Raw genomic sequence first — 21,000 nt, 5'->3', positions numbered from 1 at the left:
CGTCAGCCGAAGTTTCGCATCAACCTCAGGCGATCGCCTTCACAGCGGTCAGGATCTTGTCCTGGAACGCCTTGGGCAGCGGCACGTAACCCGCGTCGGCGAGCTGCTGCTGACCGGTGGTGGCGGCCACCGTGAGGAACGCCTTGACGGCCTTCGCGGTGTCGGCGTCGTAGCCCTTCGAGCACACGATCTCGTAGGTCGCGAGCAGCAGCGGGTACGCACCGGCGGCCTTGGAGCCGTAGATGGAGTCGAGGTCGAGGACCAGGTCGTTGCCCTGGCCCTTGATCTTGGCCTCGTCGATGGCCTTGCCGGCCGACTCGGCGTTCAGCTCGACGGCACCGGCGCCGGAGTCGATCTTGGCGATCGAGAGCTTGTTGTCCTGCGCGAAGGACCACTCGACGTAGGTGATCGCACCGTCGATGGAGCCGACGGCCTGCGCGACACCGGCGGACTTCTCCTTGCCCTCGCCGACACCGCCCTTGAACTGCTTGCCGTCACCCTTGGTCCAGCCGCCGGCGACCTTCAGGTACTTCTGGAAGTTGTCGGTGGTGCCCGACTCGTCCGAGCGGTAGATGACCGCGATGTCCTTGTCCGGCAGGGTCGCGGAGCCGTTCAGCGCCTTGATGGCCGGGTCGTTCCACTTCTTGACCGCGCCGGAGAAGATCGCGGCGGTGGTCTTGGCGTCGAGCACGAGGCTGTCCACGCCGGAGACCTTGTAGCCGATGGCGACGGGGCCGAAGACCAGCGGGAGGTTCCACGCCGGGTTGGTCTGGCAGCGCTTGGCGGCGGCCTCGGTCTCGGCGCCTTCCTTGAGGGCGGAGTCCGAACCACCGAAGTCGACCTGGCCGGCGTTGAAGTTCTTCACGCCCGCGCCGGAGCCGGAGGGGTTGTAGGCGAGGTCCACACCGGGGCAGGCGGCCTGGTAGGCCTGCACGAACGCGTCGACCGCGTTCTTCTGCGCGGAGGAGCCCTCAGCGTTGAGCTTGGTCTTGCCACCGCACTCGACAGGCACAGAGGCAGCGTTCGACGAGGTGCTGTTCGTGCCACCCGCCGGCGCGTTGTTGTCGCTGCCACATGCACTGAGCAGCAGCGCGCTGGCCGCGACGAGGCCGAGCACGGCACCGTGCCGCTGGATCTTCACCTTGGTCCTCCACCTTGCGGAAAGCAGTAGCGGTTTCGCGACGGACGCCGCCGCTCGTTGTGGAAGGTAGGTAGCCAGGGTGGACAACCCACCTAGACAAGGTGAACGGGAGGTGAACACAGGACGGGAAGTGACGGGTCACACGGCCGAACGAGTGATTGCGTGACCAGCGCGTATGCGTTTTGTGACGGTCCGTTGACTACCGCGCGTACTGGACGTCGGCGTCCCAAAGGGTGAAGCCGAGCTTCGTGTAGACGCGCACCGCCGCCGAGTTGTCGGACTCGACGTAGAGCATCACTTCCTTGACGCCCTGTTCGCGCAGGTGGCGCAGGCCGGCGAGGGTGAGCGCCCTGCCCAGGCCACCGCCCTGGCGGTCCGGGTCGACGCCCACGACGTAGACCTCGCCCAGTTCGGGCGTGTGGACCTTCGTCCAGTGGAAGCCCGCGAGCCTGTCGTCGGCGTCGAACGCTAGGAGGAACCCCTCCGGGTCGAACCACTCCTCTTCTTCTTTGGCACGGACGTCCTCGATGGACATCGCGCCCTGCTCGGGGTGCCAGTCGAACGCGCGGTGGTTCACGTAGACGACCGCGGCCTCGTCCTTGCCGGGCACGAACGCCCGGATCGTGAGGCCCTCGGGCAGCTTCGGCTCGGGGAGGTCGTTCTCGACGCGCAGCCTCATCCGCAGCAGCTCGCGCACCTTGCGGAAGCCGAGCTTCTCGGCGAGCCGCTCGGCGTCCGGGTGGCCGCCGTGTGCCCAGATGCGCAGCGAGTCCTGGGGCAGCGCTTGCACCAGTGCCTCGCCCACGCCCTGATGGCGGTGCTGCGGGTGCACGGCGAGTTCGGCGACCTTGTTGCCGCCGGAGTCACCGATCAGGTCGACGTGCGCGTACCCGGCGAGTTGCCCGTCCAGGTGCGCGAGGAGGTGCCTGCTGCCCGTCGCGCCCGGCCGCATGCGCAGCCGGACGGCCTCGCCGACCGGGGCCACGCCGTCAGTGCTCTCGGCGGCCTGCAAAAGCCGCGTCACCTCGGCGGCCTGGTCGGCCGTCAGCTCCTCGAACCAGCTCAGTTGCGCCACACAGGCGAACCTACCGCGCGATCAAACGCTCATCCAGGACACGGGCGGAGTCGTCCATCTCCACCTCGGCCACGTCGGGCCGGCGGGTCGAGCCGGGACGCGGCGGGCGGACGAACTTGTAGCCCACGTTGCGGACCGTGCCGATGAGCGCCTCGTGCTCGGGGCCGAGCTTCGCGCGCAGCCGTCGCACGTGGACGTCGACCGTCCGGGTGCCGCCGAAGAAGTCGTAGCCCCAGACCTCCTGCAGCAGCTGAGCGCGGGTGAAGACCCTGCCCGCGTGCTGCGCGAGGTACTTGAGCAGCTCGAACTCCTTGTAGGTGAGGTCGAGCGGGCGGCCCTTGAGGCGCGCGGTGTAGGTGGCCTCGTCGATCACGAGGTCGCCGAGCTGCAGCGCGCCGTCGCCACCGGGCTGGGTCGTGCCGCGGCGCGAGCGCACGAGGCGCAGGCGGGCGTCGACCTCGGCCGGGCCGGAGTTCGGCAGCAGGATCTCGTCGACGGACCAGTCGGAGTTGACCGCGACCAGACCGCCCTCGGTGACGACCGCCACCACGGGCACGTCCACACCGGACGAGTCGAGCAGGCGGCACAGCGAGCGGGCGCCGACCAGGTCGGTGCGCGCGTCCACCAGCACGATGTCGTGGGGACCCGCCTCGAGGAGCGCGGAGACCTCCGGGCGCAAGGGGCGCACGGCGTGAGGCAGCAGAGCCAGCGCGGGGAGCACAGCCTCCGGGTCCGGGTCTGTCGTCAGCAGAAGCACGTCGATGCTCATCGCGGCGCCCTCCAAATCGGCCGTGGTCGGTCACCTCGACCAGACCAGCGGCGTACGGTGACCGGGCCCCGTTGCCTGCGGATGACGGAGACAATACCGGTGCACCCCGAGAAAGTCCCAGGTCAAGAAGCCGTGCTCACACTTGTTTCCACAGACGTCATGCCTGTTACATCCATGTCACATGACGGAGTGCGCCTGCACGGCGTCCACCACAAGTGTGAAAGCGATGTCGCTTTCGTTGTGGGACACGGGTTCACGAACAACGTGAGGCGGCCGTACGTCGCCCGCGTGCTCGCCCGCCTGGCCCGCAGGGCCGGTGTCGTCGCGTTCGACTTCCGCGGGCACGGACGCTCCGAGGGGCGCTCCACGGTCGGCGCGGACGAGGTCCACGACATCGAGGCGGCCGTGCGGACGGCTCGTTCGCTGGGCTACTCGAAGGTCGCCACGATCGGGTTCTCGATGGGCGCGTCGATCGTGCTCCGGCACGCGGCGCTGGGCGAGACCAGGCCGGACGCCGTCGTCTCCGTGAGCGGGCCCGCCCGGTGGTGGTCGCGCGAGACCGCTCCCATGCGCCGGGTGCACTGGTTGCTGGAGCAGCCGCACGGCAAGCTCGCGGCGCGGGCGCTCGGGGTTCGGCTGGGCGGCAGCTGGGTACAAGCGCCGGAGAGTCCGCTGGAGGTGGTCGGCCGCATCACGCCGACCCCACTGCTGATCGTGCACGGTGACCTGGACCACTATTTCTCGGTGGAGCACGCCAGGTCGCTGCACCGCGCGTCCTCCGGACATGCCGAGTTGTGGATCGAACCCGGCATGCGGCACGCCGAATCGGCCGCGACTCCAGACCTGGTAGACCGGATGGCGGCATGGATCGCCGTTAACGTCGAGGACGAGGGATGACTGCGCAGACGCCCGCACGGCCGCGGAAGAAGAAGTCACGCCGTGGCAAGTTCCTCATCATCACAGTGATCGTGCTGGGTGTGCTGCTGGTGGCGGCCGACTTCGCGCTGGCGGCCGCGGGCGAGTACCAGATCGCTCAGCGGATGCGGGAGAAGCTGCAGCTCAACGAGGACCCGTCGGTGCGCATCAACGGGTTCCCGTTCACGTTGCAGGCGTTGCGCGGCGACTACAAGCACGTGGAGATCCGCGCGTACGGCGTGCCGATCCGCAACGAGCAGCAGGGCGTCGACCTGCGCGACCTCGACGTGGAGGCGGACCTGCTGCACACCCGCGTCGAGCTCTCGGACCTGCTCGCGGGCAACGTCTCGAAGGCGACCATCGACACGGTCAAGGGCAGCGTCCGGATCAAGGCGATGGACCTGAACCGGCTCGCGAACCAGGTCACGCCGTTCGACAAGCTCTCGATCGAGCCGGACAACCGCGCCGCCGCCACGCAGGCCCCGGCCGACCCGGCGGCCCCGAAGACGACCGCCGCGATCAAGCTCTCCGGCGAGACCAACGTCGCCGGCAAGGTCGTCACGCTCACCGCGTACGGGCAGATCGCGCTGGTCAGCGGTGCCATCCAGATCAACATCGACGACATCGAGCTCAACGACGCGTCGCTGAAGCAGATCATCCCGCAGCTGCGTCAGGCGCTGGCGATCAAGATCGACCCCGGCACGCTGCCGTTCGGGGCGACGCCCACGGCCGTCGAGGTGGAAAGCGGCTCGTTCAAGCTGTCCGGCGAGATCGCGAACGTACCCTTGAGCCAGCGATGACAGGTGTGTGGGCGCTCGTGGGCGCGCTGGCCGTGGCCGGCGCGCTCGCCGTGCTGCTCAAGGTCCGCGAGGGCCGCATCTCCCGTCGTCCTGCGGCCGTCGACCTGCCCGCTCCCGTGCGCGACCTGCTCGCGCCGGGGGTGACGCTGGTGCAGCTCTCCACCACGTTCTGCGCGCCGTGCCGGCACGCGAAGGTGATCCTGCGCGACCTCGCCGACCGCACGGACGGTCTGACGCACGCCGAACTGGACATCACGAACCTCCCCGACGTCGCCGCCTCGCTGGGCGTCATGCGCACCCCCACGACGCTCGCCCTGACGGCCGACGGCACCGAGGTGTTGCGAGTCGGCGGCGTGCCGAAACGCGACTCTTTGCTCGAGGCGCTGCGCCCGCATTTGCCCTAATCCGGTCGGGTGAACCTGCGCTGTTCCATCAAGTGGACATACCTCCCGCACCGAGGGATTGAGGACTACCCTCGCTGCCATGACCTTGCTGCTCACGAAGCGACGCGCGGTTGACCTGTGCCGCGTGCGCAGCAGCCTGTGTCGCACGACGGGCTGAACTGGGCTGCTTGACGCCCATCAGCTACCTCTGCCGGACTGAATGCCCTCGTCCGTTTGCCCGGAGGTCGTCGTGCTCAAAGACTCCCCTGTAGACCCGCGCGGACCGCGCTTCTCCGCCTGGATGACGACCGTCATCCTCGCGATCGTGTTGCTCACCGGCTGGTGGCGTCTCCTCGCCGCGCAGACGGTGCTCTTCGCGATGTGCGCGTTCATCTCGCTGAAGCTGAACCCGTGGGGTCACGTCTACCGCTACGCGATCCAGCCCCGCCTGACCCCGACCACCGAGCGCGAAGAGGCGGCCCCGCTGCGGTTCGCGCAGGGCGTCGGCTTCGTCTTCGCACTGATCGGCACCCTCGGTTACGCCACCGGCCTCACCACGCTCGGCATGGTGGCCACCGGTTTCGCACTGGTGGCGGCCCTGCTGAACGCGGCGCTGGGCCTGTGCCTCGGGTGCGAGATGTACCTCGTGCTGCGCAGGTACGTGCCTGCACTCGCTCGACCGCAATAACGACACCGCACTACTACAGGAGCAACTTCCCATGAGCCGTGAGAACGTGCTGGTCTCGGCCGCCTGGTCCGAGGAGAACCTCCAGACGCCGGGCGTCGTGTTCGCGGAGGTCGACGAGGACACCACCGCGTACGACGGCGGGCACATCCCCGGCGCCGTCAAGATCGACTGGAAGAACGACCTCCAGGACCCGGTCCGCCGCGACTTCGTCGACCGCGAGGGCTTCGAGAAGCTCCTGTCCGCCAAGGGGATCTCGAACGACGACACCGTCATCCTCTACGGCGGCAACAACAACTGGTTCGCGGCCTACGCGTACTGGTACTTCAAGCTCTACGGCCACCAGAACGTCAAGCTCCTCGACGGCGGCCGCAAGAAGTGGGAGCTCGACGGCCGTCCGCTGGACAAGGAAGAGGTGGTTCGTGACGCCACCTCCTACACCGCGCAGGAGCAGGACCTCTCGATCCGCGCGTTCCGCGACGAGGTCGTCGACGCCATCGGCAACAAGAACCTCGTCGACGTCCGTTCCCCCGACGAGTTCTCCGGCAAGTTGCTCGCCCCGGCCCACCTCCCGCAGGAGCAGGCGCAGCGCGGCGGCCACATCCCGTCGGCCGTGAACGTCCCGTGGTCCAAGGCGGCCAACGAGGACGGCACCTTCAAGTCCGACGAGGAGCTCCGCGAGCTCTACGCCGAGGCGGGCTTCGACGGCAGCCGCAAGACCATCGCGTACTGCCGCATCGGCGAGCGCTCGTCGCACACCTGGTTCGCCCTGCGCGAGCTGCTGGGCCACGAGGACGTCAAGAACTACGACGGTTCGTGGACGGAATACGGCTCGCTCATCGGCGTGCCGATCGAGCTCGGTTCCGGCAAGGAGTCCTGATGACCAACGGCTGCGGAGCCCCCGCCCAGGGCGGCTCGATCGACGTCTCGACCACGGAAACGGTCCTCGAGGGCAAGGTCCTCTCCGAGGGCACCCCGGTAGGCGGCGCGTTCGTCCGCCTCCTGGACTCGACCGGCGAGTTCACCGCGGAGGTGGTCACCTCGCCCGAGGGCGACTTCCGCTTCTTCGCCGCGCCGGGCAGCTGGACCGTCCGCGCGCTGCACCGCTCCGGCAACGGGCAGGCCGACGTGTCGGCCTTCGGTCCCGGCGTGCACGCGGTGGAGATCGCGGTCGCCTGACCTGATCGGTACGTGGGAGGCCCCGGCGGTGTGTCACCGCCGGGGCCTTCGGCGTCTGGGGCACCTGATGGCCACGATGCCGAAGGCGAGCCGTACTCGGTGCGATGCCGAAGGCGAGCCGTCCTTAGCAAAGAGGTACCGGCGGTGGGGTCCCATCACGAGTCGCGCCACAGCTCTTGCTGCACCTGAGGGGTGGGGTCAAGTCGACACGCTTTTCGTCGACTTGACCCCACCCCTCAGGTGTGGCCCGCTCTTGGTGCGGCTTGTGATGGGACCCCACCGCCACCGCAACCCTCAACGCAACAGGCAGCCGCTCTACGCAACAGGCGTGCCATCAGCCTGCCCACGGCGCTGGCCCCCATCTCAGATTGCCGGGGTCTGGGGCAGAGCCCCAGGGGAAGCACGCAAGGCGACCAGGCCGCACGCAAAACAACCACCCGCACAAAGCAGCCACCCGCAGAAGCCGTGACAGGCCGTGACAGGCCGCGACAGGCGCCCGAATCCACACGCCGGCAAGCAGCGGCAGCGGTGTCGTCCACCACCACAACCCTGCACGTCAAACCAGTCGAGATATCCTTACCCCGTGGAACACATCTTCACCGGACTCCTGGTGCTAGTGACGATCGCCGTTATGTGGTTCGCCGGCTACGTCGTCTACCGCCTCTACTCCGACCAGCGATGAGCAGCGGCGACGAGGCCATCCGCCTGGCGGAGGAACGCGCGGCGGCCACCAGGGAGCGCAACCTCCCGCAGTTCACCGACATGCCGATCCCCGGCGACACGGCGAACCTGCGCGAAGGCGCGAACCTGAACGACGCCCTGCTGGGCGTGCTGCCGCTCGTGGGTGTCTGGCGCGGCGAGGGCGAGATCGTCTACCCGACGATCGACGGCCCGTTCCGCTTCGGCCAGCAGATCACGTTCGCCCACGACGGCCGGCCGTTCCTCGTCTACGAGGCGCGGTCGTGGCTGCTCAACGAGGCGGGCGAGGTCATCCGTCCCGCGGCGCGCGAGCAGGGGTTCTGGCGTCCGCAGGAGGACGACACGATCGAGCTCCTGCTGACCCACAACACGGGCATCGTCGAGCTGTACTACGGCAAGGTGCGCACGCAGACTTCCTGGGAGTTCGAGACGGACGCGGTCATCCGCTCCGCTTCGGCCAAGGAGGTCAAGGCGGCGCAGCGCCTGTACGGCGTCGTGAACGGCGACCTCGCGTACGTCGAGGAGCGCGCCATGATGGGCCAGGACATGCAGCCGCACGCGTCGGCGCACCTCAAGCGCATCGTCGGGTAGTTGTGACGGCGGCCGGCTGGGCTGGCCGCCAGGTGGTGAAGACGCGAGCTGGGACGGCGCCCGGCTGGATTGGCCGCTCGAGGGACGACGGCCAACTGGGGCGACGGCGGGCTGAAGTGGCGGCTGGTGAGCCGACGACTGACGGAACGGTGCAGCCTGGGACGGCCGCAGGCTGAACCCGGCGACTGGCGGTCCCAGCGACTGGCTGGCCCCAGCGGCAGGCCAGATCCACAGCTGGCCAGACCCCACAGCTGGCTGAACCCAGAGACTGGCGAACCCAGCAGCCGGCGGACCGGTCGGCTGGCTGGACCCGGCGGCTGGCTGGACCCGGCGGCTAGCTGGACCCTGCGGCTAGCTGGACCCTGCGGCTGGCTAGAACAGCCGCAGGCGGACACGGCGGCTGGCCAGCCACGAGCGTCGGCGTGACCTTTGGGCGGCCCACCCACCCATCACCCAGCCGCCACCGCGGATTGTTCAACGATTCGCGTGTCGGATTGTTCAACAATCCCACGATTCCCCGTAACATGGGGGCATGCTTCTGCGGCGCTGCGGAACCGACGCGCTCCTGGTCGAGGTCGACTCACTGGCCGAGGTCGCGGCCGTCCGCGCCGCCCTCAAGAAACTCGACGGCATCGAGGAACTGGTCCCGGCCGCGAGAACGGTGCTGGTCAAAGGCGCGCTGCCCCAAGTCAGGGAGGCCCTCAAGGCCGTGGACCTGACCAAGGCCCCCACCACGCACCCACGCGAGATCACCATCCCGGTCGTCTACGACGGCCCGGACCTCGACCTCGTCGCCGAAACGGCGGGCACCACCCCGGACGAGGTCGTGAAGCTCCACACCGACGCCACCTACGAGGTCGCGTTCTGCGGCTTCGCCCCCGGCTTCGGCTACCTCACCGGCTTGCCGCACCCGCTCCAGCAGCCCCGGCTCGACTCCCCGCGCACGAAGGTGCCGCAGGGCTCGGTCGGCATCGCGGGCGAGTTCACCGCCGCCTACCCGCGGGCGACACCGGGCGGCTGGCGGTTGATCGGGCGCACCGAGATCACGCTGTTCGACGCCAAGGCCGAGACCCCCGCGCTGCTGCAGCCCGGCGACCTGGTCAGGTTCGTGGTCGCATGAAGCGCACGGTCACGATCATCAAGACCGGACCGCAGGCGTTGGTCCAGGACCTCGGCCGGCCCGGCAACGCGCACCTGGGCGTGCCGCCGTCCGGTGCGCTCGACCAGGAGTCGCTCAAGCTCGCCAACCGGCTCGTCGGCAACGCCGAGAGCGCCGCCGGGCTGGAGTTGCTGCTGGGCGGGCTCGTGATCGAAGCGAACGCCAGTTGCACCATCGCGGTCACCGGGCCGCCCACCGAGCTCCGGGTCGACGGCAGGCTCGCCGACTCCCACCAGCCGGTGCACCTGAAGCCGCGGCAGACGCTCGAGATCGGCACCCCGCAGACCGGTCTGCGCACCTACCTCGCCCTCTCCGGTGGCGTCGACGTGCCGCAGGAGCTCGGCAGCCGGTCCACCGACCTGCTGTCCGGAATCGGTCCAGAGCCGTTGCGGGACAACGACGTCCTGAAGCTGGGCACACCGAACCCGGCTCGAGGCGCTGATGTCGTGCCACCCCACCGGGCGCTGCAAACGTTGGTCATCCCCATTCGACTCGGGCCGCGCGACGACTGGTTCGAGGACGCGGAAACCCAGCTGCGGCAAGGCCAGTGGACCGTGTCGGACCGCAGCAACCGGGTCGGCGCGCGGCTCAACGGGACGAAGCTGAATCGTCGTGACGGGGAGATTCCCAGCGAGGGGATGATCACCGGCGCGGTCCAGGTGCCGCCGGACGGGCAGCCCGTGGTGTTCCTCAACGACCACCCGACGACCGGCGGGTACCCCGTCATCGGCGTCGTCGACGGCGACCACCTGCGGTTTCTCGGCCAGGCTCGGCCGGGGACGACCGTCACCTTCCGGCCGGTCGACTGAGCACCGGAGCATTGACGTTAGTGGTCCAGACCAAATACCGTAACCACCAGGCCGCCGCGGAATCTCTACCAAACTGGAGTTCCGCATGCGCCGAATCCCTGCACTGTTAACGGTTCTGGTCGCGCTGCTGGCCTTGGCGGTCCCTGCACAGGCCGCCACCGGCATCACCGCGACCTTCTCCCGCACCGGCACGAGTGGCAAGTTCGTGGTCGCCAACGCGAGCACGGCCGCGCTCAACGGGTGGTCGATCAAGTTCGACCTCCCGGCCGGTGTCACCGCGTCCAGTCCCCAGAACGCGACGATCACGCAGAACGGCACGAGAGTGACGCTCACTCCTGCCTTCTACATCAACAACCTCCCCGCCGGGCGCAACACCGAGCCGTACAGCCCGACGTTCACGTTGAGCGCCGCGGCCGACCCGACCACCTGCACGATCAACAACATGGCGTGCGACGGCAGCGGCACCCCGCCACCGGCACCCACCGGGCTCACGGCCGAGTACTCGGTCGCGAGCGGCACGGCGAAGTTCGTCGTCCGCAACCACGGCACCGCAGCGGTCACCGACTGGTCGATCTCCTTCACGCTGCCCGCCGGCGTGACGGTGAGCAACGGCCAGAACGGCACGGTCGCCCAGAACGGCACCCAGGTCACCGTCACCCCCGCCCACTACAACAAGACCATCAACGCGGGAGCGAGCACCGAGCCGTACAGCCCGACGTTCTCCATCAGCCAGAACGTCGACCCGGTGACGTGCCGGATCAGCAACGCCAACTGCGACGGCAGCGCCGACACCCCGCCGACGGCGCCGACGAACCTGACGTCGCCGACCAAGACCACGCGCACGGTCAGCCTGCAGTGGAACGCCTCCAGGCCGGGCTCGTTGCCGGTGGCGAGCTACGACGTCTACAACGGCACCAACGTCGTCGGCACGTCCACCACCACGTCCACGATCGTCACCGGCCTCACCCCGAACACCGCGTACTCGTTCACGGTGCGGGCCAAGGACTCCAAGGGCACGCTGAGCCCGGCGAGCACAGTCCTCCCCGTCACCACCAACAACCCCGCCGACGACACCACCCCGCCGACCGCGCCGGGCAACCTGCGCGCCACGGCGAAGGACGCGGGCAGCATCACGTTGGCGTGGAACGCGTCCACGGACAACAAGGGCGTCGCGAACTACGACGTCTACGTCGGCAGCACGGTCAAGACCACGGTCGCGGCCACCACAGCCGTCGTCAGCGGCCTGTCGCCGTCGACGAACTACACGTTCACCGTCAGGGCACGCGACCTCTACGACAACCTCTCGTCCCCGAGCAACGCGCTGAACGAGCGCACTGGTGACATCGTCGGTGGATACGCCCGTGTCGGGTACTTCGTGCAGTGGGGCATCTACGGGCGCCAGTACTTCGTGAAGGACATGGACGCCGCGAAGATGACGCACGTCAACTACGCGTTCGGCAACATCGACCCCGTCAACCTGACGTGCCTGCAGGGCGTCACGAAGGGCACGAGCCCGAACCCGCAGGACCCGAACCAGGGTGACGGCGCCGGAGACGCGGAGGCCGACTACAGCAGGCCGTTCTCAGCGGCCCAGTCCGTCGACGGCGTCGCGGACACCGGCTGGGAACCGTTGCGCGGCAACTACAACCAGCTCAAGAAGCTCAAGGCGAAGCACCCACACCTCAAGGTGCTGATCTCGCTCGGCGGTTGGACCTACTCCAAGTACTTCAGCGACGTGGCGGCGACGGACGCGGCGCGCAAGAAGTTCGTCTCGTCGTGCATCGACATCTACATCAAGGGCAACCTGCCCGTGTACAACGGCGCCGGCGGCCCTGGCAGTGCGGCGGGCATCTTCGACGGCATCGACCTCGACTGGGAGTGGCCGGGTGCGGAAGGCCACGCGGGCAACCACTTCGGGCCGCAGGACAAGGTCAACAACACCCTGCTGATCGAGGAGTTCCGCCGGCAGTTCGACGCGCTGAGCACCACCACGGGCAAGCGCTACCAGCTCACCGCGTTCACCCCGGCCGACCCCGGCAAGATCGAGGCGGGCTGGGAGCTCGGGCGGGCCGCGCAGTCGATGGACATCTTCAACGTCCAGGGCTACGACTTCCACGGCTCCGGCAGCGACAACTCGTGGGAGCCCAACCGGACCGGCCACCAGGGCAACCTCTACACCGACCCGGACGACCCGTACACGACCAAGTTCAGCGTCGAGAGCACCGTGCAGGCCTACCTCGACGCGGGCGTGCCGTCCCGCAAGATCACGCTCGGGCTCGCGTTCTACGGACGCGGCTGGCAGAACGTGGTCAACGGCGGGAAGAACGGCGAGTGGCAGCAGGCGGGCGGCGCGGCTCCCGGCCAGTTCCCGGAGGAGGCGGGCACGCGCGGGTACGCCAACCTCGTGGCGTCGGTGCCGAACTGCACCGTCTTCCACGACGAGGTGGCCGTGGCGACGTCCTGCTACACCGGCAACCAGTGGTGGACCTTCGACGACGTGTGGTCGATCCAGAAGAAGACCGCGTGGCTGAAGTCGAAGAACCTGCTGGGCGCGATGTTCTGGGAGATGTCCGGTGACCGCGGCCCGTTGATGGCCGCGGTCGACGCCGGACTCAAGTAGCTCCCGGAAAGATCAGTACTCGGACTCGTACAGGCCCTGCAGCTCGGTCAGCAGGGCCGACGAGTCGGGCAGCTGCTTGCCGTCCAGCACGTTCACCCGCGTGATCTTGCGGACGCTGGACGCGAGGAAGACGCCGTCGGCGTCGTAGAGCTCGCCGGTCTGGATCGGCTCCACGAGCACGGTCCAGCCGGCGCGCTCGGCGGCGCGGAACAGCGCGTACTGCGTGGTGCCGGGCAGGATGCCGAGCTTCGACGGCGGCGTGACCAACGTCTTGCCGCGCACCAGGACGAGCGTCGAGGTCGGGCCCTCGAGCACCGAGCCGTCGGACGTCGTGAAGACGACCTCGGCGGCACCGCGGCGCTCGGCCTCGCGCAGCGCGGCCATGTTGATCGCGTATGACAACGACTTCGCGCCCAGCAGCAGCCACGGCGCGCGGTCGGCCAGGTCGGCGTCGATGCCGCGGTCGAGCGTCACGGCGGACAGGCCCTCGGCGCGCTGCTTGAGCACCTTCGCGCCGATCTCCATGCCGAGCGCGAAACCGGTGGGCGTGCCGTCGCCGCCCTCGACGCCGCGGGTGTAGACGAGCTTGAGGGCGAACTCCTCACCGCCCGTCCAGTTGCCGATGACGAGCTCGACCGCGCGCTCGAACTCGGCGCGGGGCGGCGGTGCCATGTCGAGCATGGCCGCGGACCGGTCGAGCCGGTCGAGGTGGGGCGTGAGTTCGCGGGGCTTCCCGCCGACCACGAGGATCGTTTCGAAGACGCCGTCACCGCGCATCAGCCCGAGGTCGTCGACGCGGATCAGCGGCGAGTCGGGGTCAGCGAGGGTTCCGTCGAGCAGTGCCAGCACGCGCATGTGAGCGAGCCTACTAACATCGGGTGCGTGGAGACCGCAAGAGGCCTGCGGAAAACGCTGCACGACCGCGGCATGAGGATGACGCCGCAGCGCCAGCTCGTGCTGGACGCGGTCAGGGCGCTGGAGCACGCCACTCCGGAGCAGATCTGCGCGCGCGTCCAGGAGACGGCGCCGACGGTCAACATCACGACGATCTACCGCACGCTCGACCTCCTCGACCGGCTCGGGCTGGTGCGGCACACGCACCTGGGCCACGGCGCGCCGAGCTACTCGGTCGACGAGCACCAGCACGTGCACCTCGTGTGCCACGTGTGCGGCTCCGTCCAGGAGATCCCGTGTGAGCTTCTCGACCCGTTGGTCGGAACATTGCGCAGACGCGACGGGTTCGAACTTGATGCAACTCATCTCGCGCTGTCCGGCACGTGCCGCGACTGCTTGAAGCAGGAGCAGGAGACCGAGTGACCCTCCCAGGAGCCGTCCCGCCGCCCGACGAGTCCATCGATGCCGGCGTGGCCTGGCATTACGGGGACCCGTTCGCGGAACAGCGGTCCGCCGCGCGTTCGGTGGTCGTCGTCGACCGCTCGAACCGCGGTGTCGTCGCGATCCCCGGCGAGGACAGGCTCAAGTGGCTGCACCAGCTCACGAGCCAGCACTTCGAGCAGCTCGGCGAGGGCGCGGCGACCGAGGCGCTGATCCTCGACGCCCAGGGCCGGCTGGAGCACCACATGGTCGTCGCGAACGTCGGCGGCACCGTGTTCCTGGACGTGGAGAAGGTCGACGACCTGCTGGCGTACCTGAAGAAGATGGTCTTCTGGTCGAAGGTCGAGCCGCGCGACGCCACATCCGAGTTCGCGCTGCTGACGATCACCGGCCCGGACGCCCCGGCGTTGCTGGAGAAGCTCGACATCCCGCTCCCGAAGGGCGCCGACGCACTGGGCGAGGGCTTCGTGCGGCGCGCCTCGTGGCCCGGCCAGAACTCGTTCGACCTGCTCGTCCCGCGTGAGGACAAGGCAGCGTGGTGGCAGAAGATCACGGACGCCGGCGCGCGCCCCGCGGGCAGCTACGCGTTCGAGGCGCTGCGGGTCGAGTCGCTGCGCGCACGCCAGGGCATCGACACCGACGAGCGCACGATCCCGCACGAGGTCGGCCTGATCGACCCGGCGGTGCACCTGAACAAGGGCTGCTACCGCGGCCAGGAGACGGTCGCGAAGGTCCACAACGTGGGCCGCCCGCCCCGGCGGATGCTCCTACTCCACCTGGATGGTTCTGCGGATGCCCAGCCCGAGCCCGGTGATCCGGTCGCGCTGGACGGCCGCGCGGTCGGCCGGGTGGGCAGTGTGGCACTGCACCACGAGCTCGGCGCGATCGCGTTGGCGCTGGTCAAGCGGTCCGTACCGGTCGACGCGGAGCTGACCGCGGGCGCCCCCGAACGTGAGGTCGCGGCCCGGATCGACCCCGACTCGGTGCCCGCGGACACGCCCGGATTGGGCCGGGAAGCTGTTCGCAACTTGAGGGCTTGACGCCCTAAAGTCCGGGGCATGTCCCTGGGCACGCTCATCACTGTCGCTCCCACCGGAGCGGAGCACGCGAAAGCCGACGTCCCGCAGCTTCCGGTGACCCTGGAAGAACTGGTCAAGACGGCGCAGAGCTGCGAGCAGGTCGGCGCGGCGATGATCCACGTCCACATCCGCGGCGAGGACACCAAGCCGTCGCTGGACCTGGGTCTGCTGAAGGCCACCGTCGAGGCGTTGCGCTCCGAAACGAACCTCGTCGTGCAGCTGTCGACCGGCGGGTCGGTGCACGACCCCGAGGAGAACCGGCTGCGCGTGCTGGAGGCGATGCCGGACTCGGCGTCCTGCACGATGGGCACCGTCAACTTCGGCGACGACGTGTTCCTGAACCGCTGGGAGTTCATCGTCTCCCTGCACAAGGGCATGCAGGAGCGCGGGATCGTCCCGGAGTACGAGATCTTCGACATCGGGCAGCTCGCCTCGTTGAAGCGCCTGCTCGACCAGCACGGCCTGCCCGCGGGCGGGCACGTGCACGTCGACTTCGTGATGGGGGTGCCCGGCGGCATGCCGGGTGACGCGGCGACGCTGGTCGCGGCCGTCAACGCGCTGCCGGACGGCGCCACGTTCTCCGCCACCGGGATCGGCCGGACCACCCTGCCGGTGATGTTCACCGCTTTGGGTGCGGGTGGCCACCTCCGAGTGGGTATGGAAGACACCGTCAGCTACTCGCGGGGGGTGCCGGTGCGGGACAACGCACAGCTCGTGGCACGTGCCGCAGGTCTTTCCAAGATCGCCCAGCGACCCGCGCTGACGCCTGATGAGGCGCGGAAGCTGCTGGGCGTGCACATTTGAGACAAGTTTGGTGCATGGGATGTGTTGGCGGGTGAGGAGGATCTACCGCAGGATGGACACGTGATCGAGGTGCGTCCTGGCGGGCGCCGCCGAATCGACCGGGTGCTCGCCCCCGACTACACGGAGGGCGTCGAGCAGCGCCCGCTCGTCGAGGTGCGCGAACTCCGCGACGAGGCCGCGCAGGAAGAGACAGATCTGTCCTACCTGCGGCGGCTGTTGCACGCACGCATCGACATCGTGCGTGCCGAACAAGAGCGCCGCAGCTCCGGTGGCTCTGCGGTGGTCGACCAACTGGCCACGATCCTGTCCACGAACGCCGTGGGTCCCGCGACCGGCCTCGGCCGGTACCAGACCCATGAGCCGTCACGTGCTGATGCGCATCAACGGCACGTTGAGGCGCTCATCTCCGACGTGGACCTCTCCGACGTGAGCTCGCTTACGGACGAACGCCTCGGCGAGGTGCTGGAGACGTTCATCTCGGAAGAGGCGTCCGTGTCGGTGCGGCGGCGTGAGGTGCAGGTCGTGGTGGACAGGCTCAACTCCGAGATCGCCTCGCGCTACCAGCGCGGGAGCGCGTCGGTGGACGAGCTGCTGGCCGCCGAGCGCGGTCACCACCGTCCCAAGAAGTAAGACAACCGTTCCACTTTCTGAGCAGCCGACCTAGCGTGCCCCCATGGGGTACCGCTGGGTCGTGCTGTCTGTCGGGGCGTTGGCGCAGGGCACGAACGCGGCCGTCTTCCTCGGTCTGCCCGCGATCAGCCCGCAGCTCCAACAGCACTTCTCCCTGACGTTGCCGCAGGTAGGGCTGCTCCTCGGCGCGGTGAACCTCGGCACGATGATTGCTCTCGTGCCGTGGGGAGTTCTCGCGGACCGCCGCGGCGAACGGCTCGTGATGACCATCGGCGGCGTGGGTGCCGCGGCCTGCCTTCTCGCGGTGGCGCTCGGCAACGCCTGGCTCGCCGGTCTCGCGCTGCTCGGTGCCGGTCTGTTCGGCGCGAGCGTCAACGCGGCCAGCGGCCGGGCGGTCATGTCGTGGTTCGGCAAGGAGTCCCGCGGCCTCGCCATGGGCGTCCGGCAGACGGCGACCCCGCTCGGCGCGGCGTTCACCGCGGCCGTCCTGCCCGGGATCGCCCTCTCGGCCGGCGTGCCCACCGCGTTCGTCGTGCTGGCGGGCGTGACGGCGTTCGTGGCGCTCGCCGTGGCGTTGCTGGTCCGCGAGCCCCCTGGCGCGATCCGGGCGAGCTCCGAGCACGGCCTGGTGCTCCGGGACCCGCGGCTGCTGAGGCTGTCGCTCGCCAGCGGCCTGCTCGTGGTGCCCCAGTTCACCGCCACGGCCCTGACGGTGCCTCTCCTGCACGAGCACCGCGGCATGAGCGTCACGGCCGCTGCGGCCGTGTTCGCCGTCGCCCAGGTGCTGGGCGGCGCCGGACGGCTCGCCGCCGGCGTGTGGTCGGACAGGGCGCGCAGCCGGATCGGGCCGCTGAAGATCGTCTCGCTGGTCACCGCGGGCGGGTTCGTGCTGGTCGCGGTGCTGGACCAGGCACCGTTGCCGCTGCTGGTCGCGGTGCTGGTGCCGACGGCGCTGTGCGCGCTGTGCTGGAACGGCCTCGCGGTCACCGAGGCGGGCGAGCTGGCGCCGGACGGCCGCAGCGCCACCGCGATCGCCATGCAGAACTCGGCGAACTACCTCAGCGCCTCGCTGACCCCGTTCGTCGCGAGCTTCGTCGCCGTGACGGTCGGCTGGCCGGCGGCGATGGTGCTCGCGGCCGTGTGCGCGCTGGCCGCGCGGGTGCTGCTTCAGCCGTGGCGTTCCCTGCGGGCCAGTTCGCTCCAGAACTCGCGCAGCGACTCGTAGCGCAGCGCGACCTCCTCGGCGTCGTCCGCCTCGAGGGCGTCGACGATGGCGTTCACGTCCGCCGCCGAGGTGTCCTCCAGCAGGTCCTTGTCCTCCAGCAGCTGCACCAGGCCGCCGTAGTCGAGCTCCACGGCCGCGTGCGGGTGGAAGTGCTCGAGCCAGCGGCCCGTGTCGGCGAGGACCTTGGCCGGGCCCTCGTCGCCCAGCGAGCGCTTCACGACCTTAAGGGCCCGTGCCACGCGGCGCCGGGCGTCGGCCATGGCGACCCGCCACGACACCTGCCGTTCGGGGTCGTCCTGGGAGCCTGCGAGCACCACCCGGCGCTGGGCCGGGTCCACGAGGGCGAACCACGGGAGCGGGATCGTCCAGGTCGTGGAGATGACGTGGACGGCGCCCGCGGCGAGTTCGGCCATCACGGCGGACGCGCGGGCCCGGACCGTCTCCGGGGAGAGGTTCAGGGCCGCGTCCTGCAGGATCGGCGGGGCGGTCGCCAGGAAGCCCACGAGGGCGGCGGCGGAGCGGGCCCTGATGTCGAGCGGGCAGACGAGCGGGGCGGGGCCGACCTTCGCGGCCTCGGAGGTCGGGACCTCGGCCGGACTGATCGTCATGACGTCGAAGGACTCGCCCGGGAGGAGCTTTTGTCCCAACTGTGATCGCAACCACAGCTCCCGTTCCCTGTCGCCTGCCTCCGACCGGGGGATCGGGCCCGCTTCCAGGGCTTTTTCCACCTTGGAAGCTAGCTTTGCGTCCAAGACCGATAACGGTTCGTACACCCGTAGGTAGGCGACGAACGGTCTGGGCACCTGTGCATCCTTCCACTCGGGGGCGGCAACGAGATTTGGCGGTACGTGTCACGCCTACCGCGTCGCGAGGAACCCCATCGGCACGGTACGGTAGTTACCAGGAATCAGTTGTCGAGACGAGTGGGGCCGCCGTTCCCCCGGCCGCCCCCGTCCCTGTGCGAGGGGGTCGAGCCATGGGGCGCGGCCGAGCTAAGGCCAAGCAGACGAAGGTCGCCAGGGAGCTCAAATACAGCTCTCATGAGACCGACTTCGCTGCGTTGCAGCGCGAGCTGTCGACTGATGAAAGGTCGACGAACGGGAGTGGTGGTGGCGACGAGCCACACGACGACCCGTACGACGACTACGACGACTACCGTCGCTGAATTCAGCCTTCGGAGTTCAAGGGTTGGGCAACCGGTAACCCCGGCGCCCAGCCCTTGAACTCTGAGGGCTCTTTCAGAACGCCCTGGCGTACTGCTTCGGCGCCCTGACCTCCACACCCAACTGCTGTGCCGCGTGCAGCGGCCAGTACGGGTCGCGGAGCAGTTCGCGCGCGAGCAGGACCAGGTCGGCGGAACCGTCCGTCAAGATCTGTTCGGCCTGCTTCGCCTCGGTGATCAGGCCGACCGCACCCGTGGGCACGTCTGCCTTGCGTCGCACCGCCTCGGCGAGCGGCACCTGGTAGCCGGGCCCGATCGGGATGTCCGCCTGCGCGGTGTTGCCACCGCTGGACACGTCGATCAGGTCAGCACCCGCTGCCTTGAGCGCCTGTGCCAGCACGACGCTGTCGTCGGCGGTCCAGCCGCCCTCCACCCAGTCGGTGCCGCTGATCCTCACGATCACGGGCACGTCCGGGCCGACCGCTGCCCTCACGGCCGCGGTGACCTCGACGGGGACGGCGATGCGTTCCTCAGTGCTGCCCTCGTTCGTCAGCGGCGAGTAGTACTCGTGCAGCAGGTAACCGTGCGCGGCGTGGATCTCGAGGACCTCGAAGCCGGCTTCGAGCGCGCGCAGGGCACCGTCCACGAACGCCTTCACGATCGCAGTGTGGTGGGTGAGCTTTTCCGGCTGGTTACCGCCGGGGAACGGCTCCGTCGTGGGCGCCACCGGCACCCAGTCGCCGATCGCCTTGCGGCCGGCGTGCGCGAGCTGGATCGCGGGCACCGAGCCGTGCTCCTTGATGAACTTCGTGATCGGCTTCCAGGCCTCGACCTGCTCGTCGTTCCAGATGCCGACGTCCTGCGGCGAGATGCGGCCGCGCGCCTCGACGGCCGTGGCCTCGGCCATGACGAGTCCGGCGCCGCCAACAGCGCGGGAACCCAGGTGGACGAGGTGCCAGTCGGTGGGGACGCCGTCTTCCTTCTCGACCGAGTACTGGCACATGGGGCTGACCGCGATGCGGTTGGGCAGCGTGACCGAGCGCAGGGTCAGCGGGGAGAACAACAGGCTCACGAGAGCTCCCTCGAACGTTCGTAGACCTAACTAAGTGTTCAAGGGAGCGGCTCGGCGGGTTGTTCCCCACCGACGGGTCGTCTCAGTCACTGAACAACGACGCGGAGACACGGGCCGGCGTGAAGTCGGGCGGCCAGAGCGTCCCGCGGTTGACGCGCGCCCCGGTCAGGACGGCCTTGTCCAGGTTGACGGCGCGCATGTCGGCGCCGCGCAGGTCCGCGTCCGTGAGATCGGCGGCGCGCAGGTCCGCGCCTTCGAGGTGGGCGACCCGCAGCGAGGCCTCGCGCAGGGAGGCCCCGCGCAGGTCCGCCTGCGTCAGGTCGGTGGCGTCGAGGACGCACCGGTCGAGGCACGTGCCGAACAACCGCGCCCCGGCGAGGTTCGACCGGCGGGCCACCGCTCCGGCCAGTTCCCGCTTGCCCAGGTCGGCGCCCCGCAGGTCGACGTGGGACAGGTCGACCGCCGCGCCGGGCCTGCCGAGCAGGATCGCCAGGGCCTTCTCCACGTCCGGACTCGCGCCGGCCTGCCCCGGCGGGTGCTCGGTCGGCCACGGGGACCGCTCGCGCAGGAAGTCCCCGATGGTGTCGTCGACGAGCGCGCGGCTCCTGGCCGCCTCCTTCGCGATCTGTTCCAGCGCGTGCAGGCCGTCGATCCGCACCTCGGCCTGGTCGCTGCCGAGGTTCTCGACGGCCTGGCGGTAGCGGGTGACCAGCTGGCCGTCCCTGACCTGCAACCAGGCCAGCGCGCCTCCGGCGACGACCAGCAGCCCTCCGAAGACCATCGATCGCGGAGAAGCCAGCAGGGCGACACCGAGCACGACCAGGGCGACCGCCCCGAGCCGGAACATCCGCTTGCTCACGGAGGGTCA

Annotated in this window: 24 protein-coding genes; 17 read left to right on the top strand and 7 right to left on the bottom strand. The window is 69.4% G+C overall.

Annotated features, from left to right (window positions below; all coding sequences use genetic code 11):
• Positions 1–25: 25 nt before the first annotated feature.
• The 3 genes from pstS to BMY74_RS21845 all read right to left on the bottom strand — a co-directional run bounded on the left by pstS (position 26) and on the right by BMY74_RS21845 (position 2,985).
• Positions 26–1,141: a phosphate ABC transporter substrate-binding protein PstS gene (gene pstS / locus BMY74_RS21855; RefSeq protein WP_089918825.1), complete on the bottom strand. Its 1,116-nt coding sequence runs from the start codon at positions 1,139–1,141 to the stop codon at positions 26–28.
• Between the two features lie 199 nt (positions 1,142–1,340).
• Positions 1,341–2,216: a mycothiol synthase gene (gene mshD / locus BMY74_RS21850; RefSeq protein WP_089918823.1), complete on the bottom strand. Its 876-nt coding sequence runs from the start codon at positions 2,214–2,216 to the stop codon at positions 1,341–1,343.
• A 10-nt stretch (positions 2,217–2,226) separates the two neighbouring features.
• Complete coding sequence (locus tag BMY74_RS21845; protein ID WP_089918821.1) at positions 2,227–2,985, bottom strand: response regulator transcription factor; 759 nt, start codon at positions 2,983–2,985, stop codon at positions 2,227–2,229.
• Positions 2,986–3,144: 159 nt separating this feature from the next.
• Between BMY74_RS21845 and BMY74_RS21840 the strand changes: the two genes are divergently transcribed.
• From BMY74_RS21840 to BMY74_RS21795, 11 genes are all read left to right on the top strand, one after another.
• A complete protein-coding gene (locus BMY74_RS21840; protein ID WP_281244994.1) occupies positions 3,145–3,882 on the top strand; it encodes an alpha/beta hydrolase in 738 nt (245 codons plus the stop codon).
• Complete coding sequence (locus BMY74_RS21835) at positions 3,879–4,700, top strand: LmeA family phospholipid-binding protein (RefSeq protein ID WP_089918816.1); 822 nt, start codon at positions 3,879–3,881, stop codon at positions 4,698–4,700. The genes BMY74_RS21840 and BMY74_RS21835 overlap by 4 nt, the downstream gene beginning before the upstream one ends.
• On the top strand, positions 4,697–5,104 hold the full coding sequence (locus BMY74_RS21830) for a thioredoxin family protein (RefSeq protein ID WP_089918814.1): 408 nt from the start codon (positions 4,697–4,699) through the stop codon (positions 5,102–5,104). Before BMY74_RS21835 ends, BMY74_RS21830 begins: the two co-directional genes overlap by 4 nt.
• Before the next feature lie 79 nt (positions 5,105–5,183).
• Complete coding sequence (locus tag BMY74_RS47020) at positions 5,184–5,261, top strand: putative leader peptide (RefSeq protein WP_371927800.1); 78 nt, start codon at positions 5,184–5,186, stop codon at positions 5,259–5,261.
• 42 nt (positions 5,262–5,303) lie between these two features.
• Entirely contained in the window at positions 5,304–5,771 is a 468-nt protein-coding gene (locus tag BMY74_RS21825; RefSeq protein WP_089918811.1) for a DUF4395 domain-containing protein, read from the top strand.
• Positions 5,772–5,802: 31 nt separating this feature from the next.
• Entirely contained in the window at positions 5,803–6,648 is an 846-nt protein-coding gene (locus tag BMY74_RS21820; RefSeq protein WP_089918809.1) for a sulfurtransferase, read from the top strand.
• Complete coding sequence (locus tag BMY74_RS21815) at positions 6,648–6,947, top strand: DUF1416 domain-containing protein (protein WP_089918806.1); 300 nt, start codon at positions 6,648–6,650, stop codon at positions 6,945–6,947. The genes BMY74_RS21820 and BMY74_RS21815 overlap by 1 nt, the downstream gene beginning before the upstream one ends.
• 678 nt (positions 6,948–7,625) lie before the next feature.
• Entirely contained in the window at positions 7,626–8,237 is a 612-nt protein-coding gene (locus tag BMY74_RS21810; RefSeq protein ID WP_089918803.1) for a heme-binding beta-barrel domain-containing protein, read from the top strand.
• A 532-nt stretch (positions 8,238–8,769) separates the two neighbouring features.
• Positions 8,770–9,357: a 5-oxoprolinase subunit PxpB gene (gene pxpB / locus BMY74_RS21805; RefSeq protein ID WP_089918801.1), complete on the top strand. Its 588-nt coding sequence runs from the start codon at positions 8,770–8,772 to the stop codon at positions 9,355–9,357.
• A complete protein-coding gene (locus BMY74_RS21800) occupies positions 9,354–10,205 on the top strand; it encodes a 5-oxoprolinase subunit C family protein (RefSeq protein WP_089918799.1) in 852 nt (283 codons plus the stop codon). Before pxpB ends, BMY74_RS21800 begins: the two co-directional genes overlap by 4 nt.
• A gap of 133 nt (positions 10,206–10,338) precedes the next feature.
• On the top strand, positions 10,339–12,825 hold the full coding sequence (locus BMY74_RS21795) for a glycosyl hydrolase family 18 protein (RefSeq protein ID WP_245786278.1): 2,487 nt from the start codon (positions 10,339–10,341) through the stop codon (positions 12,823–12,825).
• Positions 12,826–12,837: 12 nt separating this feature from the next.
• Here the strand turns inward: BMY74_RS21795 and BMY74_RS21790 are convergent, their stop codons facing one another.
• Positions 12,838–13,680 (bottom strand): aminodeoxychorismate lyase, encoded by an 843-nt coding sequence (locus BMY74_RS21790; RefSeq protein ID WP_089918794.1) that lies wholly within the window; start codon positions 13,678–13,680, stop codon positions 12,838–12,840.
• 72 nt (positions 13,681–13,752) lie between these two features.
• Here BMY74_RS21790 and BMY74_RS21785 point away from each other — a divergent pair, with 72 nt between their 5' ends.
• The 5 genes from BMY74_RS21785 to BMY74_RS21765 are packed head-to-tail and all read left to right on the top strand — an operon-like array spanning position 13,753 to position 17,898.
• Positions 13,753–14,142 carry a Fur family transcriptional regulator gene (locus BMY74_RS21785; protein WP_177229867.1) on the top strand — a complete coding sequence of 130 codons (390 nt, stop codon included), beginning with the start codon at positions 13,753–13,755 and terminating at the stop codon, positions 14,140–14,142.
• Entirely contained in the window at positions 14,139–15,200 is a 1,062-nt protein-coding gene (gene ygfZ, locus BMY74_RS21780; protein ID WP_089918791.1) for a CAF17-like 4Fe-4S cluster assembly/insertion protein YgfZ, read from the top strand. Before BMY74_RS21785 ends, ygfZ begins: the two co-directional genes overlap by 4 nt.
• 18 nt (positions 15,201–15,218) lie before the next feature.
• A complete protein-coding gene (locus BMY74_RS21775) occupies positions 15,219–16,043 on the top strand; it encodes a beta-keto acid cleavage family enzyme (protein WP_089918789.1) in 825 nt (274 codons plus the stop codon).
• Positions 16,044–16,103: 60 nt separating this feature from the next.
• Positions 16,104–16,673, top strand: coding sequence for an RsiG family protein (locus tag BMY74_RS21770; protein ID WP_089918787.1), 570 nt, complete (start codon positions 16,104–16,106; stop codon positions 16,671–16,673).
• A 43-nt stretch (positions 16,674–16,716) separates the two neighbouring features.
• Complete coding sequence (locus tag BMY74_RS21765) at positions 16,717–17,898, top strand: MFS transporter (protein WP_089918785.1); 1,182 nt, start codon at positions 16,717–16,719, stop codon at positions 17,896–17,898.
• Here BMY74_RS21765 and BMY74_RS21760 read toward each other — a convergent pair.
• A complete protein-coding gene (locus BMY74_RS21760; protein WP_089918783.1) occupies positions 17,841–18,701 on the bottom strand; it encodes a DUF8083 family protein in 861 nt (286 codons plus the stop codon). The genes BMY74_RS21765 and BMY74_RS21760 overlap by 58 nt on opposite strands.
• A 173-nt stretch (positions 18,702–18,874) precedes the next feature.
• Here BMY74_RS21760 and BMY74_RS21755 point away from each other — a divergent pair, with 173 nt between their 5' ends.
• Positions 18,875–19,063 carry a DUF3073 domain-containing protein gene (locus BMY74_RS21755; protein WP_089918782.1) on the top strand — a complete coding sequence of 63 codons (189 nt, stop codon included), beginning with the start codon at positions 18,875–18,877 and terminating at the stop codon, positions 19,061–19,063.
• Between the two features lie 73 nt (positions 19,064–19,136).
• Here BMY74_RS21755 and BMY74_RS21750 read toward each other — a convergent pair whose 3' ends face one another.
• Positions 19,137–20,132, bottom strand: a complete 996-nt coding sequence (locus BMY74_RS21750; RefSeq protein WP_089918779.1) for an NADH:flavin oxidoreductase/NADH oxidase — start codon at positions 20,130–20,132, stop codon at positions 19,137–19,139.
• 82 nt (positions 20,133–20,214) lie between these two features.
• The gene (locus BMY74_RS21745; RefSeq protein ID WP_089918777.1) at positions 20,215–20,991 is read right to left on the bottom strand and encodes a pentapeptide repeat-containing protein; all 777 of its coding nucleotides are present in this window, start codon (positions 20,989–20,991) and stop codon (positions 20,215–20,217) included.
• Between the last annotated feature and the right edge of the window lie 9 nt (positions 20,992–21,000).

The organism is Lentzea albida (genome assembly GCF_900111005.1).
Taxonomy (GTDB): Bacteria; Actinomycetota; Actinomycetes; order Mycobacteriales; family Pseudonocardiaceae; genus Lentzea; species Lentzea albida.
The sequence above is the reverse complement of the archived record's forward strand: the minus strand, read 5'-3'. Positions and strand labels throughout refer to the sequence as shown.

Coding starts and splice junctions, on each gene's coding strand:
- BMY74_RS21845 (WP_089918821.1), bottom strand. CDS start 2,985: ATGAGCATCGACGTGCTTCTGCTGACGACAGACCCGGACCCGGAGGCT.
- BMY74_RS21840 (WP_281244994.1), top strand. CDS start 3,145: ATGCCTGTTACATCCATGTCACATGACGGAGTGCGCCTGCACGGCGTC.
- BMY74_RS21835 (WP_089918816.1), top strand. CDS start 3,879: ATGACTGCGCAGACGCCCGCACGGCCGCGGAAGAAGAAGTCACGCCGT.
- BMY74_RS21830 (WP_089918814.1), top strand. CDS start 4,697: ATGACAGGTGTGTGGGCGCTCGTGGGCGCGCTGGCCGTGGCCGGCGCG.
- BMY74_RS47020 (WP_371927800.1), top strand. CDS start 5,184: ATGACCTTGCTGCTCACGAAGCGACGCGCGGTTGACCTGTGCCGCGTG.
- BMY74_RS21825 (WP_089918811.1), top strand. CDS start 5,304: ATGCCCTCGTCCGTTTGCCCGGAGGTCGTCGTGCTCAAAGACTCCCCT.
- BMY74_RS21820 (WP_089918809.1), top strand. CDS start 5,803: ATGAGCCGTGAGAACGTGCTGGTCTCGGCCGCCTGGTCCGAGGAGAAC.
- BMY74_RS21815 (WP_089918806.1), top strand. CDS start 6,648: ATGACCAACGGCTGCGGAGCCCCCGCCCAGGGCGGCTCGATCGACGTC.
- BMY74_RS21810 (WP_089918803.1), top strand. CDS start 7,626: ATGAGCAGCGGCGACGAGGCCATCCGCCTGGCGGAGGAACGCGCGGCG.
- pxpB (WP_089918801.1), top strand. CDS start 8,770: ATGCTTCTGCGGCGCTGCGGAACCGACGCGCTCCTGGTCGAGGTCGAC.
- BMY74_RS21800 (WP_089918799.1), top strand. CDS start 9,354: ATGAAGCGCACGGTCACGATCATCAAGACCGGACCGCAGGCGTTGGTC.
- BMY74_RS21790 (WP_089918794.1), bottom strand. CDS start 13,680: ATGCGCGTGCTGGCACTGCTCGACGGAACCCTCGCTGACCCCGACTCG.
- BMY74_RS21785 (WP_177229867.1), top strand. CDS start 13,753: ATGAGGATGACGCCGCAGCGCCAGCTCGTGCTGGACGCGGTCAGGGCG.
- BMY74_RS21775 (WP_089918789.1), top strand. CDS start 15,219: ATGTCCCTGGGCACGCTCATCACTGTCGCTCCCACCGGAGCGGAGCAC.
- BMY74_RS21765 (WP_089918785.1), top strand. CDS start 16,717: ATGGGGTACCGCTGGGTCGTGCTGTCTGTCGGGGCGTTGGCGCAGGGC.
- BMY74_RS21755 (WP_089918782.1), top strand. CDS start 18,875: ATGGGGCGCGGCCGAGCTAAGGCCAAGCAGACGAAGGTCGCCAGGGAG.